This window comes from Bradyrhizobium japonicum USDA 6, from assembly GCF_000284375.1.
GTDB lineage: Bacteria > Pseudomonadota > Alphaproteobacteria > Rhizobiales > Xanthobacteraceae > Bradyrhizobium > Bradyrhizobium japonicum.
The window spans coordinates 1461169-1476418 of the sequence record NC_017249.1 but is presented as its reverse complement, the minus strand read 5'-3'; the positions used below and the strand labels follow the sequence as shown (position 1 = coordinate 1476418).

Annotated in this window: 15 protein-coding genes; 7 read left to right on the top strand and 8 right to left on the bottom strand. The window is 62.9% G+C overall.

Annotated elements, in window-relative coordinates; genetic code table 11:
- Nucleotides 1–245 precede the first annotated feature (245 nt).
- On the bottom strand, nt 246–2762 hold the full coding sequence (locus BJ6T_RS06805; RefSeq protein WP_014491566.1) for a DEAD/DEAH box helicase: 2517 nt from the start codon (nt 2760–2762) through the stop codon (nt 246–248).
- Nucleotides 2759–3352 carry a HamA C-terminal domain-containing protein gene (locus BJ6T_RS06800; RefSeq protein WP_240537950.1) on the bottom strand — a complete coding sequence of 198 codons (594 nt, stop codon included), beginning with the start codon at nt 3350–3352 and terminating at the stop codon, nt 2759–2761. Before BJ6T_RS06800 ends, BJ6T_RS06805 begins: the two co-directional genes overlap by 4 nt.
- Nucleotides 3353–3935: 583 nt before the next feature.
- Between BJ6T_RS06800 and BJ6T_RS06795 the strand changes: the two genes are divergently transcribed.
- Nucleotides 3936–4238: a hypothetical protein gene (locus BJ6T_RS06795; RefSeq protein WP_014491563.1), complete on the top strand. Its 303-nt coding sequence runs from the start codon at nt 3936–3938 to the stop codon at nt 4236–4238.
- A gap of 35 nt (nt 4239–4273) precedes the next feature.
- Here BJ6T_RS06795 and BJ6T_RS48140 read toward each other — a convergent pair whose 3' ends face one another.
- Complete coding sequence (locus BJ6T_RS48140) at nt 4274–4543, bottom strand: DUF6314 family protein (protein ID WP_014491562.1); 270 nt, start codon at nt 4541–4543, stop codon at nt 4274–4276.
- Here BJ6T_RS48140 and BJ6T_RS46965 point away from each other — a divergent pair.
- From BJ6T_RS46965 to BJ6T_RS06770, 5 genes are all read left to right on the top strand, one after another.
- Nucleotides 4457–4849, top strand: coding sequence for a hypothetical protein (locus BJ6T_RS46965; protein WP_167541692.1), 393 nt, complete (start codon nt 4457–4459; stop codon nt 4847–4849). The genes BJ6T_RS48140 and BJ6T_RS46965 overlap by 87 nt on opposite strands.
- A 9-nt stretch (nt 4850–4858) precedes the next feature.
- Entirely contained in the window at nt 4859–5092 is a 234-nt protein-coding gene (locus BJ6T_RS06785) for a hypothetical protein (RefSeq protein ID WP_014491560.1), read from the top strand.
- A gap of 171 nt (nt 5093–5263) precedes the next feature.
- Entirely contained in the window at nt 5264–8011 is a 2748-nt protein-coding gene (locus BJ6T_RS06780) for a T6SS phospholipase effector Tle1-like catalytic domain-containing protein (protein ID WP_028170123.1), read from the top strand.
- A gap of 121 nt (nt 8012–8132) precedes the next feature.
- Entirely contained in the window at nt 8133–8816 is a 684-nt protein-coding gene (locus tag BJ6T_RS06775) for a response regulator (protein WP_028170124.1), read from the top strand.
- The gene (locus tag BJ6T_RS06770; RefSeq protein ID WP_014491557.1) at nt 8813–10768 is read left to right on the top strand and encodes a sensor histidine kinase; all 1956 of its coding nucleotides are present in this window, start codon (nt 8813–8815) and stop codon (nt 10766–10768) included. Before BJ6T_RS06775 ends, BJ6T_RS06770 begins: the two co-directional genes overlap by 4 nt.
- A gap of 138 nt (nt 10769–10906) precedes the next feature.
- Here the strand turns inward: BJ6T_RS06770 and BJ6T_RS06765 are convergent, their stop codons facing one another.
- A complete protein-coding gene (locus BJ6T_RS06765; protein ID WP_014491556.1) occupies nt 10907–11188 on the bottom strand; it encodes a hypothetical protein in 282 nt (93 codons plus the stop codon).
- 225 nt (nt 11189–11413) lie between these two features.
- Between BJ6T_RS06765 and BJ6T_RS06760 the strand changes: the two genes are divergently transcribed.
- Nucleotides 11414–11638 carry a hypothetical protein gene (locus BJ6T_RS06760; RefSeq protein ID WP_014491555.1) on the top strand — a complete coding sequence of 75 codons (225 nt, stop codon included), beginning with the start codon at nt 11414–11416 and terminating at the stop codon, nt 11636–11638.
- Nucleotides 11639–11770: 132 nt separating this feature from the next.
- Here the strand turns inward: BJ6T_RS06760 and BJ6T_RS06755 are convergent, their stop codons facing one another.
- The 4 genes from BJ6T_RS06755 to BJ6T_RS06740 all read right to left on the bottom strand — a co-directional run bounded on the left by BJ6T_RS06755 (nt 11771) and on the right by BJ6T_RS06740 (nt 15170).
- Nucleotides 11771–13669 (bottom strand): hypothetical protein, encoded by a 1899-nt coding sequence (locus BJ6T_RS06755; RefSeq protein WP_014491554.1) that lies wholly within the window; start codon nt 13667–13669, stop codon nt 11771–11773.
- Nucleotide 13670: 1 nt separating this feature from the next.
- Entirely contained in the window at nt 13671–14138 is a 468-nt protein-coding gene (locus BJ6T_RS06750) for a hypothetical protein (protein WP_014491553.1), read from the bottom strand.
- Nucleotides 14139–14146: 8 nt separating this feature from the next.
- Nucleotides 14147–14368 carry a hypothetical protein gene (locus BJ6T_RS06745; protein ID WP_014491552.1) on the bottom strand — a complete coding sequence of 74 codons (222 nt, stop codon included), beginning with the start codon at nt 14366–14368 and terminating at the stop codon, nt 14147–14149.
- 130 nt (nt 14369–14498) lie between these two features.
- Nucleotides 14499–15170, bottom strand: a complete 672-nt coding sequence (locus tag BJ6T_RS06740; protein ID WP_014491551.1) for a hypothetical protein — start codon at nt 15168–15170, stop codon at nt 14499–14501.
- Nucleotides 15171–15250 lie beyond the last annotated feature (80 nt).

The following is a 15250-nucleotide window of genomic DNA, read 5'->3' as shown; positions in this document are numbered from 1 at the left end:
TTCCCCGCGACCGTCTGATTCAGATCGCAAAGCAGTGCGAGAATGATGCAGACAAGTTAACGGCCTCCGACGCGGCAAAATGGACGGAAGCTCACAACGGTGGGACAAATAATCCGTATCGAGCGCAAAGGGACGCTCGAGTCGAGATCTGCATTAAGGCGGACGGCTGGTGTTCAATGAGTGATGACCGGCCGGCAGTCAGTAACCCAGCCATGTTCGCGCCGCGTGATCCGGTTGCCCGGGCGCTATATCGTTGGCGATACGCCGACGAATCTGGAAGCATCTGTCGCGATTGAGCTACTGGGACAATCGAAAAGACAATCAATCGCGTCGCAAGACAATGGAGACAATCCGAGCTCGATCAGCGACAGTAAGGTCCGTGAAGAAACGCCGAATTCGAGCTGCGTTCCTATATCGACATCACCATCGATCAGGTCTTCCCGTCCTATTGCAGCTAGATGCATATTGAGTACGTCGACATAGGCGGACAAATACTTCGGCGCCCGAAACCGCGCGATTTGTTCGACCATCTCCATCGTGCTGCGGATCAGGACCGGCAGCTTGAATGACCGGCCGTTCCTACGGTGGTAGTCGATATTCCGCTCGATCATTCGAGACAGAGAGAAGCCCTTTAGCCATTGCACGACGATCAGAGCGTGAAGTGGAATGATCCCGTCTGGCGTGAACGCCGGAAACAAATACTGGTTGATCCGACGCATGATCGTCACGAAGCGATCATAGCTATCCTGGCTATCGACGGCGGCCGGCAATAGATTTTCGACATCACCTTTGTAATTGCGGAATGCCTCGAGGAGGCGCTGCATGCCCAAGGCGCTAACGCCCGGATGTCGGGCCGCAATATCTGGACCTACCGCGATCTGCGCGGCGATATTGGCAAGGCTCGCTTCAAGCCGCTCGATGATCGCCGGATTGTGGCGCTTGGCGAGGCTGGATTGTGCGATTGATCCCTGCCGTAAAAATGTAGCGAGCAGATATGAAGCGACCTGCTCGAATTGGTTGGGATCCTCGAACTCGGCTAAATCAGTTGTTGCTCGGCGGTCCAGATAATCCGCAAGGCTCTCTCCTTGCTCGATCACGGCGTCGCTTTCGCGCTTGATGGGGAACCGAGCCCGCTCGGGAACGCCATCAGGCCAAGCCTGTGCGTCCTGAGGATCGATGCAGATGATGTTTCCCTGGAATTCATCACCCCATCGGCCAGCACGGCCGGCAAGGTTCCAGAAATCGTGCGCTTCCATCGGATGTCCGACGCCCTTTCTTGGGCCGCGCAGCACAATGGTTCGGCAAGACAGATTGACGCCTTCGATGAGCGTCGAGGTACAGACAAGGAATCGAATCTTGCCTGAGCGGAACAGCCGCTCGACCTCCGAGCGGATGAGTGACGGCATATTGCCGTAGTGAAAGGCTACGCCGCGCTCGACCAGCGGCGCGAGCCTGTAGCGTGGGTGAACGCCTTTGCGTGCCAAATCTGCAAGCTCAAGCAATTCAGGGTCAGATGGCACTTCCGGTATCAGCTGACTGATGAGATCGGCGATGTCTTCGGAATCGGAGGCGCGATTTGCGTAGACAAGTGTCCCGCCGCGCTCTCCAGCTGCAGCGGCGATGAATGCCAGCCTTTTCTTTAGCGAGCCCGGGCTGCTGCCGAGCTGGACCACACCAAGCGGCAACAAGGACGCGTGTTTGCGTGCCGACAATTTCCATAGTTTTGGCTTACGCGGCACCTGCTCGGCCACGATGAGATTTTGAAGCACAGTTGGAACGTCACTTTCAAACGACGCGGTGTGAGCTCCTTCCGGAGCGTCTGCAAGAAGCTCCTGCGGGTTTTGGGTGGCAGGACTGATGAAGACGAGCTTAAGCGTGCGATTGGAGCGACTGGCGCGCTCTATGGCATCCTGAAGGATGACGCCGCGTTGATTGTCCCCGATCTTATGTGCCTCGTCGACAACGAGCAGGTCGACCTTGAAGGCGCCGCCAATGGCGTTAGCCAGCAGGTGCATGCGCTCCTGCGTCAGCACAAAGATAGCGCGTGAACCGCCTTCGTGGGCTTTGTCGTGCTTTTCCCGTATCGGAAGCGACGAGACTTCTATGCCGCTGCGGGCTCCGAGCAGTGAGACCAGATTTGCTTCGATCTCAGCAACGAGCGCCCTTGTCGGCGCCAAATAGACAGCGACATGCATCTCGGTCGATCGGATTTGGTCGATCAGCCATTGTAAGACCAAGAACGTCTTACCGGATGCTGTCGGAGCGGATGCCGAAAGCCATTGGTAATTGTCAGCCTGGCTCCAGAAACGCTGTTGGAAGTCATTGACCTGAATCCATCGCCCACTGGATTGGACTAGAATCGACTGATCCATCTGGCGGCGCTGCGCTTCGATACGCAACGCCATCCCTAGCCGTCCCTCAACGTCGGCAGTGAGCAACCCGCGTTCGGTCGCGAGCGAAACCGCACGAAAATTTGATAACTTTCCTAAGAGAACCGCGCCGGAATCTTTGATGGCCTCACTGTCGGAGAGCGTGATTGCCGCAGTGGCGATACGAAGCGCTGCGTCTTGATAGGTCCGTTGATCCGACTGCGCGAGTATGCTTCCTGCCAGCAAAAGCCGAGGCCAGTCGAATGAGGCAGCCTTGTCGGTGGGCGGTACAATATTGTCCAGTTCAGCCACGACAGTATGTAGGGTCAATTGATCGAGGTCCTCGCGCAGACCTTCAGCAACGAGCCAGCCTTGCAAATCGTTCAGGCTCATACGGTCTGCCCCATCGCCTTTAGGAACGCGGCCCGGAAGTCTTCGGCGGACGGCAGCGGAAGGCAAAATAGCTCGACTTCAACCTGCTCCAGTTTTTCTTTCTTCAGGCGCGTTCCGATCGTTGAGCTCCATTTCTTGAGTTCGATCCGCGCCGCTTCTTTCATTTCGTCCGCAATAGCTTGAGCTCTGTCGCCAGGATAGAAGGCAGCATCAAAGCCCACGAGGGCGACAGCGCAATATTTAACGCGTTTGGACATTGGCGACATCTTATCGAAGTAGCGTTTGAGCGCCTCGGTCAACGCCGGATCGCTCAAATCAGCCTTGTCGCTCAAGAGAATGAGGTCGCGCTCCCGTCCAGCGTCTTCGTGCTCCGGCTCGATCAGGAAAGGCGCAACCGAGGCCAGACAGTCTTTGATGGCGGTGGCCGCATCTTTGTAGATTTTAGATTCGCCCCAATAAAGCTTCAGCATCCCTTCATGGGTGACGCTGGCATACCCGCCCGTTGCCGTCGACAGTGAGGCAGTGACAGTGAATTTTGACCTGGTATCCGTCGATGACGACATCTCGGTCAACGAGCGACAGATGAACATCCAGAGCTTCGGGGTCGCCGGAGAGCACAGCTGCCAGATCGGCTGCGGTGATGCTTGACAGAAACGCCTCCTCTCCTCGTTCCGTGGTGTTCGTTGTCGCGGCCTCAAAGTATAAGCGAGGTTAGGCGGCACAGGACGCTGTGGTCCCATCGAGCTTCCGGCAATATACCCGTCCGATATCGCATTGGTTGGTTCGGTCGTGAAGGGGCAATTTATACGAGTGCACAAAAAACCTCAGGATTGGAAGGGCTTAGCCCGGACCGAACCGGCCGCCTTCCAGCTCCACGGTAATTCAAACAACTAGCCGCGTGATGCATTCCGGGAGGTTGAGAAGCATTCACGGGCTAATGGGCTAGAAATTATATTGATATCTCAATAACATACGAGTTCGCATCTTTGTTCTGAATGGCGCACCAGCCTTCGCTGCTTCGCAGCTACGGCTGGGCGAGCCAGGCGCAAGTCTATCCATGCGAAACAGCGAAGGCTGTCCCGCCGAAGCAGCCTCAATTTCCCCCTCCCCTTCCAATCGTCACATCCCGCCTGTATAAACCGGTAGCTTCTTCTGTAACTCGAAGGAGCTCACATGAACGACCTGCATACGTGGCTTTCGCAACAGCACCACGGCCTGCGCACCTTCCGGACATTTCAGCAAAAGCTCGAGACGCTCGGCCGGGACGATCCCGCCCAGCGCGGTCTTTGCCGCCTGTTGAGCGGCCTCGTCGGCAGCTATGTCGAGGCCTTTGACGAGGAGCCGCTGCCGGTCGAAATCGCCGACGGCGCCTATCACCGCCTGCTGACGCTGGTGGCCAGCATCGACCTGAACGCCGACGCCAACCGCCGGCTCGCCGACATCAACCGCGTGGCGGAGAGTGAGCTCTGGCGGTGAGAGACGGCACGGCCGCCGCCATCGCCCCGGCTTGATCACGGGAGACGCCTGTAGGTCGTGTTCATCGTGTAGTCCTTGCGTGGACCCGACACGACATGACGGACGACGAACGTTCCATCCGGCCGAAACATGTAGGCCGACTGATAGTCGTCGTGCCTGCAAAGATGGCGCGCACGTCCGCTCAGCTCTCCTCCGGAAGATGCGGACAGTGAAATCTCGTGAAACAGCCGCAGCGGATCTTCCCTGAAGAAGACCTTGAATCCTCCGCCGCTGTTGCTGAAGACGTATTCGCGTTCGGCCTGCACAATGGTGCCGTTCGCGAGCTTCAGATATCCCTGCTCGCGATAGGCCAGCCGCCCCCGTCCAGGGGCGTGAAGATCGCGATACCCTGCATCGTAGCCTGGCCTTCGATGACACGGTTGAAGGACCACGAGCCGGTCAGCTTTTTCGTGACGTCCGTGGCGGCACCCCAGCCATCGCTCGTCGCTTCGTTCATATCTTCAGACCTGCACATTAACCAACCGGTCCAGCCTCACAGGACCCGCAGCCGGGAGTTCGACTTCAGCGAGCCGATACCTATATCCTATCGCAACGAAATGGTGATGCAGTGAGCAGCTTTGATGGCCAGGAGACGCACGACGGAAGCGGATGCCGACGACCTCCCCCGCTATTTCGTCTGGGTCCGGGGCCTCGAAGGCCCCGAGCCGCAGAAATGGACGGCGATGGATTTCGGCATCGGTGACTGGAAGCGGCCGCAAGTGCTGGCCTTTCTGGAGCTGCCGGAAGGCGAACGGCACCTGCCGCTGTCGGCGCTGGCGCGCCGCTATCCGCCGCCGAAGGTGGAAATCCCGTAGCCCCGCGGTTGCGCGAATCCTGGTGGCGCGGCGGCGCGATCCCGCTTGCTACCTCAACGGGACTATGCACAGAATGCACCTGCTTTTCATGACGCAACCATTGATTGAAATCGTGGAGTGCTGAACGGCTTCAGCCTGAAGTGCTTCACCGTCGATTGCCAGAGGGGCCCCATGACCCAGCATGATGGCGCGCAGAATGGTAATTCTGCCAGACCCAAGCACACGCATGACGATGCAAGCGCCGGCGAGACGACAGCCACCACCCTGTCGAAGCGCAAGCTGGTGCTGTTCGCCGACGGCACGGGCAACGCGTTCACCGCCCAGGAATCCAGCGTCTGGCGGCTCTATGAAGCGCTCGACCACACCCAGCCGGACCAGATCGCCCACTACATCAAGGGCGTCGGCACCGCCGGCTGGGCGCCGCTCGCAGCCATCGACGGCGCCACCGGTATCGGCGTTCCCTCCAACGTCCGCAAGCTCTACCGCTTCCTGTGCTGGAACTGGCGCGAGGACGACGAGATCTACATCTTCGGCTTCAGCCGCGGCGCCTTCACCGCGCGAACGCTGGCGGCGCTGATCGCGAGCCAGGGATTGGTGCCGGCGGAGATCGAGGGCGAGCCGGTCTCGCATGCCGAGATGGAGCGCAACGCCATGTCCGCATGGCGGGAATACCGCAAGGAATCGGTGGGCTATCGCAGCCTGCCGACGATCTGGATTGCGCGCTGGATTCGCGACCTGCTGCTCATCATCTACCATTTCGTCTGCAGGCACCGCTCCTATTGCACGGTCCGCAAGGCCATGGCCGGCCGCAAGAACGTCGAGATCGAATTCCTCGGGCTGTTCGACACGGTCGAGGCTTTCGGCGTACCGATCGAGGAGCTGCGCGTCGCGATCGACTGGGCAATTTGGCCGATTTCGTTCCGCAATCACCGGCCTTCGCGCAAGGCGAAGCACATCTGTCACGCGCTCGCGCTTGACGACGAGCGCACCACCTTTCATCCGCTGCGGATCGACCAGAGCCGTCTGGCGAATGACCAGACTGTCAAGGAGGTGTGGTTCGCGGGCGTCCATTCCGACATTGGCGGCGGTTACCCGGATTCCACCCTCTCCTTCGTTCCGCTGGTCTGGATGGCCGAACAGCTCGGTGGCCAATTGCGCTTCCAGAAGGGCACGATCGAGCGTTTCCGCGAGTATCAATCGGCGATCGGGCCAAAGCACGATTCACGCAGCGGCGCCGCCGTGCTTTACCGCTACGGTCCGCGGCCGGTCCTCGAAGGCGATGTGAACGGCGGCAAACCGGTCGTTCACTTCGCCGTGGTCGAACGAATGCTGTTCGGATGCGACGATTATGCGCCGATCATGCTGCCGGCGAACGCGCGGGTGCTGATGCCCGACGGAAGCATCAGGGAGCTCACCAATGACGGCGCGCACCAAGCCATGCATGACGCCTACGTGAAGAAAGCGAGGCGCCCGATAAGCAAGGAGGAATCCGACGCCTTCACTGGAATGAAAGCGCCAGACGCGGACATGGCGAATCTGGCGCGCGGCGCCGTGTGGTGGCGACGCGTGGCCTATTTCTCGCTCCTGATCATGACGGCCATCATTGTCGCCTGGCCGTGGATCGCCCGCAAGATCATAGATACATCCGGCAAGAGCCTGCGCGATTTTGTCAGCAACATCGACTGGGGTTTCAGCGCCGTGCTCGGCTCCATCGCGAACCTGCTCAAGAACATGTTGCCCTCCTATGCGGGGCCATGGCTCAATATCGCACTCTATTATCCCGTCGCGACCTCACTCGTCGTGCTGGTCACGTGGTGGGTTTGGAGCATCAACGCCTCGCTGCGTGATGGCATCCAGGAGCGCGCGCGGCTCGCCTGGTACCGGCCGGAACGGAAGGCGAGCGCAAAAAACCTCAGCCGGATGAGTTTGTTGTTCAGGTTCGGCGGTTTGATGCAGCGAAGTGCGTGGTGGATGAGCTTTCCGTTCACCAAGATCATCTTTCCCATCGTCTCCATCGTCGTCATCTACGCCGCGGCCTTGCTGATCGCCTCGAGCAGCTTCTTCACCTGGCGCGTCGCGACCGGACAGGTTTGCGAAACCCCGGAAACAAGAGCCGCGGAGGCGAAGAAAAATGGAGCGAACGTCGCGTTAGACATTCCGCCAGCCAAGCCGGTGGGCGACAACGCGCTTGCTGCGACCGAGCTTTTCAACGTCAACCAGTTCTGCTGGGCCAGCAGGCTCGCCGTGGAGAAGGGCCGCAAATACCGGGTCTGGATCGATATCGACCAACGCTGGTTCGACCGCACGATCATGACCGGCGTCAACGGATTCCAGACCTACGAAAACCACCACTACCTCGCTCTCCCGACCCGGCGACTGTTCGGCGCGGACTGGTTCCAGCCGGTCGTACGCGTCGGCGAGAAGGGCCTGAACGATCAGCCGCTGCAGGCCATGAACGTGATGTCGGCAGATGAACTGCCGCGCCGCATTGACCCGACCCTCCCCGAGGACAATGCTCAGGATGAGCCAAAAAACAGATATCCCGTCCGCATCGAAAAAGCTGAGGAATCGAGCGCGGACGATGCGGCGAAGCTGACGAAACTCAAGGCTGATATCGTGAAGATGGGTACATTCGATGCGCTTCCGCCAGACGAGTCGGCACGCAAGGTCTGGGACACGCAGAAACTTGCAGACCGGATGGTGGCTGAATTCACCGCACCTGATTCCGGCGAGCTGTTCTTCTACGTCAACGACGCCGTGCAGATCGTCCCGGGCTTCCTGCGATGGCTGGCCCCAGCAAATTACGCCGACTATTTCGGGCCCGACGAACAATACTACAAGAACAACAGCGGCACGGCGCGGATCACGGTACAGCGTCTGCCCGCGCTGCCGACGCCATCGGCTGCGGCAAGGCAGTAGGCGCCGGCCACAACGAAGCGGAAGAGTGACAACGCCCCCATGATTATGGGTGTCGCGGCGTTCGCGCCGCGGCTAAACTTGGCCTCGCGCCGCGGGGGACACGCGGTGCGGGACGATGAACATGAGCGAACAGGGCGAGACGGGTGAGGCCATCACCATCCTCCTCGTCGAGGACGACGCGCCGACCTGCTGGCGGCTCCAGGATGCGCTGGTCAAGGCCGGCTACAAGGTGCGCAGCGCAGCCACGCTCGGCGAGGCGCGCCAGGCCCTGAACGGCGGCGCGCCGCGGGTGCTGCTGACCGATCTGCGGCTGCCCGACGGCCATGGCATCGAGCTGATCCGCGAGACCCGGCAGCGCTTTCCCGACACCGAGATCATGGTGATCTCGGCGCTCGGCGACGAGGAGAGCGTGATCTCGGCGATCACGGTCGGCGCCACCGGCTATCTCCTGAAGGACGCCTTCCCGACCGACATCGCCACCACCGTGCGCGATCTGGTCGCCGGCCATTCGCCGATCTCGGCCTCGATCGCCCGTTTCATCGTGCGCAGAACGCAAGGCGCCGCGCCGAGTTCGGCCGAGCCGCCGCGGGGTCCCGTGCTCAACACCGCACGGCTCACCCCGCGCGAGATCGACATCCTCTGGGGGATCGCCAAGGGTTTCAGCTACGCCGAGATCGCGAGCCATCTCGGCCTGTCCAGGCAGACCGTGCCGGGCCACATCAAGAACATCTATCGCAAGCTCGAAGTGCACACGCGTAGCGAAGCGGTGTTCGAGGCGGTGCAGCAGGGCCTGATCAAGCTGTGAGCGAGATTGCGGCGAAGGCACCTGCGCGACCGCGGCGCCGGCTGATCGTGGCGCGCCTCGTGCCTTATCTGCTGCTCCAAGCGCTGATCGTGATCGTCACCATCCTGGGGCTGCGGCTGCTCCAGCCCAGCGACCCCGACGATTTTGCAGTCAGCGGATTTTCGCTGCGGGAGGACGGCGCCACCCGTCCCGTGACGCTGCCGCATTTCACGTCGTCGCGCTATTCGCTGTCAGATCCTCCGCTCTACACCGGCACCTTCACTTTCAGAGACGACGATGCCGGATGGTCCGTATTCCTGCCGCGCTTCAGCAACGCGGTGGAGGTCGCCGTCAACGGCGTCGTCGTGCTCGACTCCCGCCGCGATGCCAACGCCAACCGGCCGGACCGCAACACGCCACAGATCGCGCTCATCCCCGCCTCGCTGCTGCATGACGGCGACAACGAGATCGCGGTGCGGCTGTTCGTTTGGGGGCCGCTGAAGGGCTTTCTCGACACCGTCTATGTCGGGCCGGATGCTGCCCTGCGTCCGTCCTACGAGACACGCACATTGCTGTTCGTCACGCTGCCCGTGGTGTTCTCCGCCTGGCAATCGATCCTCGCCGTCATCCTCGCCATCATGTGGCTGATGCGGCGGCGCGAGCCGGTCTATGGCGTGCTGGCGGTGGCGATGGTGCTCGGCGTGGTGCAGGCGTTCGTGCCGCCGCCGGTGCCGCCGGCCACGACATCGCGGCTTGCCGCGGTGCTGCTGGCATCGGCGCCGACCGAGAGCGCGCTGATCGTCGTCTTCGCCCTGCTGTTCTTCGGTTGGCGCTGGCCGCGCTATGGCGCCCTGCTGTTCGTGCCGGGCATCGTGGTGTTCGCGGTCGGACTGGTGGGCGGCCCGCCGCTACCGCGCATTCTCTTCCTGGTCCTCGGCATTCCCATGGTCGGCGTCTGTCTGCTGCTGATGGCCAGCATCACGGCGGCACAGGTGGTGCGGAGGCAGGACGCCGCGAGCTTCACGCTCGGCTGCGCAGTGACCATCGTGCTGACCTGCTGGGTCCACGACATGCTGTCGGTGTTCGAGATCATGACCAACGAGCGCATCTTCGTCTCGCGCCTGTCCTATTCGGCGATGCTGGTCGCGATCGGCGCCGGGCTGACCTGGCGCTTCGCCCGCGCCCTGAACCAGGTCGACAGTTTTGCCAGCCAGCTCGTGACGCGCGTGCGCGAGGCGGAGGAGCGGCTGAAGGCGAGCTTTGCGCGCGAGGAGGAACGTGCGCGGGCGGCTGCACTCGCCAACGAGCGCACGCGGCTGATGCGCGACCTGCATGACGGCCTCGGCGGCCAGCTCGTCAGCATCGTCGCGCTCTCCGAGCGTGGACACGAGAGCTCAGGCATCACGGACGCCGCGCGCGCCGCGCTGAAGGATCTGCGCCTCGTCATCGATTCCATGGACGACATCGGCGGCGACCTGATGCTTGCGCTCGGCTCCTGGCGCGAGCGCGCGGCGGCACAGTTGCGGCCGCACGACGTCGCCCTCGGATGGCACGTGGCGACGCCGCAGGGCCTGCCGCTGCATCCTGAGCTGCGGCCATGGCACGTCATCCAGATCGTGCGCATCCTCGACGAGGCCGTGACCAACGCGGTCAAGCACGCGCAGGCGCGCCATATCGTTGTTACCATCGAGACGCTCGACGATGGCCAAGGAGATGGCCAAGAGAACGGCCGAGAGAACGGCCAAGGACCGCGGGGCATGATCAGCGTCGCGGACGACGGCAAGGGCTTTGCCCTGTCCGGCAACGGCGAAGCTGGCAGTGCTGGCCAGACTGCGCGGGGGCTGCGCAACATGCGAAGCCGCGCCGCGCGCTGCGGCGCGGTGCTGGATCTGGCCTCGGATTCCTCGGGTACGCGCGTACGGCTGCAACTGCCGAAAACCTTTCCGGATAGCGACGCCGCCGCCACCGGCTGAAAAGCCCCCCTCCCCGAACGTGTGGGACGCACGGAGAGAGGGAACGGGCCGGATTATCGTGATGCGGAGGACGGGGGGTTCGTCCGCAAATCATCCTTTCGCCCGAAGCGATGCAATCAACTCAATCAAACGAGATCGTCAGCGCACGCCGACGCGATTGACCGGGCCTCCGCGATTCATCGGCGTCCCCGCACGAACGCCGACACCGGGCGCGCCGACGCCGGGCGTCGCCACCGCGACCGCGGCGGCCGGCGCGACCACGACCGCCCCGGTCGGCCGCACCACGCAGCCCTTGGGCACGCCGACCGTCTTGCAATAGACCACCGCCTGCGCCGGGCTCGTGCCCAGCGACACCATCGCCGCGCCCGCGAGCATCATGACCGTCAGCCCGGCGCTCAGCGCTCCCACGTTTTTCGACATCTTGCTCTCCTGCTTCCCGTTCGGCGCCCGATGCAATCACCGGGTCTCGCAGCCGACGTGCAGCCTGAATGGCAAAAGACGGCGCGCGGATACATGCCATGAAGATGGGGGTGCGGCGGGCGAGCCGATGCCATGAACATGGCATGGACCGGCAACGGCCCTCCGCGAGATGGTCCGGCTCACCCGATCCCAGCGGGACCCGCCACAATCCCAAAGAGGTGTTTCATGAAGACTTCAGTCCTTGCCGCGCTGCTGCTCGCTGCCGCCATCCTGCCCGCCGCTGCGCAATCCGGTCCGACGCCGCAGGAGCAGATGGCCTGCCGCGGCGACGCCGGCAAATTCTGCGCCGAACATATCGGCAAGCCGCCACAGATGAATGCCTGCCTGCGCGAGAACAAGACAAAGCTCTCGGACGCCTGCCGCAAGGTGGTGGAATCGCACGGCGGGTGATCTTCGTCCCCTCTGTGGGAGAAGGTGCCTTGCCAATGGCAAGGCGGATGAGAGCTGCCTCGACGCAGCCGGAGCAGAGACTCTCTGCCGCGAGCCACCCTCTCCCCGGGAAAGAAGGGAGAGGGACAGCAGCTAGGTCGTCAGGCCATAGACGTCGATGCGGCCGTCATAAGTCGGGCGATAGATGCGGCCTTTCCAGACGATCGGACGGTTGAACTTGGGATGCATGAAGGCGTGCTCCGGCCCCCAGTCCTCGCTGTCCCAGATCACCTGGAGCCGTTTGGAGCCATCCGGATTGGTGGCGAAATTCTGCGCGTCGTAGACCAGGAAGCGGCCCGGACTGAGAATCATGTTGCTGTCCTGATAGGGCACCATCGCCACGATGATGCCATCGGTGCCGTTGTTGGCGGCAAGCGTGATGCTCCAGCCGGGCATGCCGCCCGGCGGACGCGGCGATTGCGGCGAGGCGATCTCGTTGCCCCCGGCGAGATAGGTCGTTCTCCCGTCGGCCGTAATCGACCAGGCCCGCAAGGCGCTGTTCTCGCCGCCGACGAAATGCATGGTGCCGTGGGTGGCGGACTGGAACAGCAGCGGCGTGCCATGCAGATGCCGCGTGGCGCCGCCGGGAAACAGATTCAGCTCCATCGGTGACGCCGGCGCCGGCGGCACGGCGGGATCGAAATACGTGTACAGGATCGGTGGCATGCGAAGCCTGTTGTAGTTCGCCGCGAAATGCCCGGCCACAAGTTCGCCCGGCTGCGTCTTGCCGAGCGCATTGGCATTGCCGGTATAGAGGATGCCGTCCTTGCCCGCGGCCAGAATGGCATGGGCGGAGGCGACATAGACCGGACCGCCGGAACCGAAATCCTGATCGCCCCACATCGACTCGTTCATCGCCTCCATGTGATGCGCCACGACCGGCGCGATCTGCGCATCGGTTGCACTGCGACCGGAGGTGACCTCGACATGCGGCATCTCGCGCGCATACCGCGGCTTCAGTGGCATTCCCATGCGCCTTGCATGCGCGATCACGGAGGGCAGGGAAACGTTCGACGGCAACGCCAGTTCGTCATTGTCGTCATCGTCGGCGGTTGCTGCGTCTGCGTCTGCGGCCGCGCCGACCCGGTTGGCGTCGGTCCATGGCGCCCACCACGACATGACTTCGAAATGCGCATGGCTTCCGGTGTGCAAGGCGAGCCGCACGATGCTCTCGCCGAAATCGCCATGCTGCGGCGAGAATGCCCCGTTGCCGGTGATGACGTAGATTGAACCGTCGGGAGCGAGGGCCGGGCCGGCCCCGCTCTGCCACAGCCCGCCGCCGGAGCCGGTGACGGTGGAGCACCACGACGTCGCGAGCCGCCAGGCATGGACATCGACCGCGAGCAGCCAGCCGCGCGCCGTCTTCGAGGTCTCGGCGATCGTGCCGAAGGGAATCAGCACGTGGTTCCGCGTCAGCGTCAGGGCGCTGCGCTGCTTGCGCTGGGCCGAGATGAATTTCTGCACCGGTAGGCCGTTCGGCGGCGTGTAGACCGCGCCCTCCAGGTTCAGCAGCCCGTGCACCTTCGAGCCGTCGCGGATCCGCAGCGCCGCGAGGAAATGCTGCCCCTTGGCGACGCTGCCGTCGTCGCTGATCCAGGCGCAGGCATAGAGAATGCCCGCCCCCTCGTCGATCACCGGGGTCGAGAGAATGCCCCAATGGACGTTGGTCATGTGGCCGTCGATCGCCCTCGTTCCGACGATGGGACGTCCGAGGTTGGTCGCCCAGATCTTCTCGCCGCTCACAGCGTCGAATGCATAGACCCAATTGCCCATGCTGGCCTGGAAGATCAGGTCGCGGGTCTTGCCGTCGGCTGTGTGCACGCCGCCGACCGCCAGCGGCTGCGCCTCGAGCCTGGGATCGTCGGGAATCGGAAGGCTGAAGAGTTTGACGATGCCCCTGGTGCGGACGGCGGTCGCCGTCAGCACCGTCTCGGAATTGTTCGTACCGGTACGGGCACGGTCGTAGCTGCGGGTCGTGACGGAGGCGACCATGTCAGGCTCCGTAGGCGAGGAGGCTTCCGGCCGCAATCAGGCAAGCCGCTGCAAGCGGTCGTACGTCGCGCAAGCCTGCGCGCCACCCGCGCGACACGACGGATCCGCAGGCAAAGCCGAGCCCGGCCATGATCGCGCTCGACAGTGCGGCAACGGCCGGCGCATCAGGCGTAGGCGACACGAGATTGTCGATCGCCAGCAGCGGTGGCAGCACATAGAACCAGCCCGGCGCATTCAGAAGACGTTGCGCGATGGGGTAGCGTACCACCAGCGATGCGCCGCACGCGATCAACAGGATCGCTGCGAGCCCGCCCGCGACCTGCATCGTGACGCCGAGCGCGGAACCCAGCGCATCGCAAGCGCCGAACATCAGAATGAGCGGCAGCACATGCCGTTGCGGAACGATGAATGCGAGTGCAAAGGCAACGATGAGACTGTCCGCGGACGTCCACAACAGATGTATCGACATGGAAACCTCTAAAAGGTTTGCAATGCGAGATAAGTGAGGTCAATCGAGAAGGCCGCCCCGCCGTCCGCCTTCGAGGGCAATTGCAGCGCGGTGAAGCCGCGATTCCGCGCGTGTCGCGCGAGAAAATGGAGCAGCCAGGCAATGCCGGCTCTATCAACCGGCGTCGGCGCGGTGACGCCTTCGCCGTACGGCGCGAAGGAGCGACCCGAAGCTAACAGCGCTACGCCCATGACGCGGCCTTTGGCTAGCCACGCCAATCATGCATTGAACGGAGATCGTCTGGAAGTTGAAATTCGAGGCAAGCGCGTCCGCAGAACGAACCGTCGCTCACGATCGCGTGCGCGACGGCGGAGATGCGCGCTAATCATCGTCGGGCCCGAACAGCCTGATCTGCGGCAAGCCGCCGCGCGGCGGGCTCGCGACATCGCGCGCATCGGAATCTTCGCGGATGTTGCGCGCGACGTCATCCCAATCGGTGCGGTCGCGCATGCCACGCGGCTCGCGGGGGTCATAGTGCCGGCGCTCGGCCCAGCGCTCGCGGCGCTCCATGCGGCGCCGTTCGGACGCGGCGCGCTTCACATCGGAATCCCTGGCCTTGGCATAGGCGTTGTCGGGTGAGGATGGCGGCTCTGTCGATGCCTGCTGCTCGGCAGGCCTTGCGCCGTCTGGTGCCGGCTTGGGCGGCTCGGCCGCGGCCGCCTGGGAAGGCTGCGGCGCTGGCGGCTCGGCGTTCGCCTGACTTGCCTGCGTGTCGGACCTTGCGGGTTCGGATTTGGCTTCGGCCTGTGCCGGCGCGGCGATCATGGCGCCGAAGGCTTGCGAGCCGGTGAGATATTGCAAACGCTCGGATGGCGCGTTCGTCGTCGCGGGTTTGGCGGCTTCAGCGCGCTGCGCCATCTTGCTCGTGTCCGGGCCCTGCTTGGACGAAACCGGATTCATGATATTGCCGGCGACGATGCCGCCGCCAAGACCAGTGGCGATGGCCGCGACAATCGTTCCGGCACCGACGAAATAGGCTGTCGAGGCGCGCATTGATCCACTCCCTCTTTGGAGCGGGCAACGTTTGTCGATTGCCGGATGTTCCCGATACGGGGCGCAGTTCCCGGAGGAAC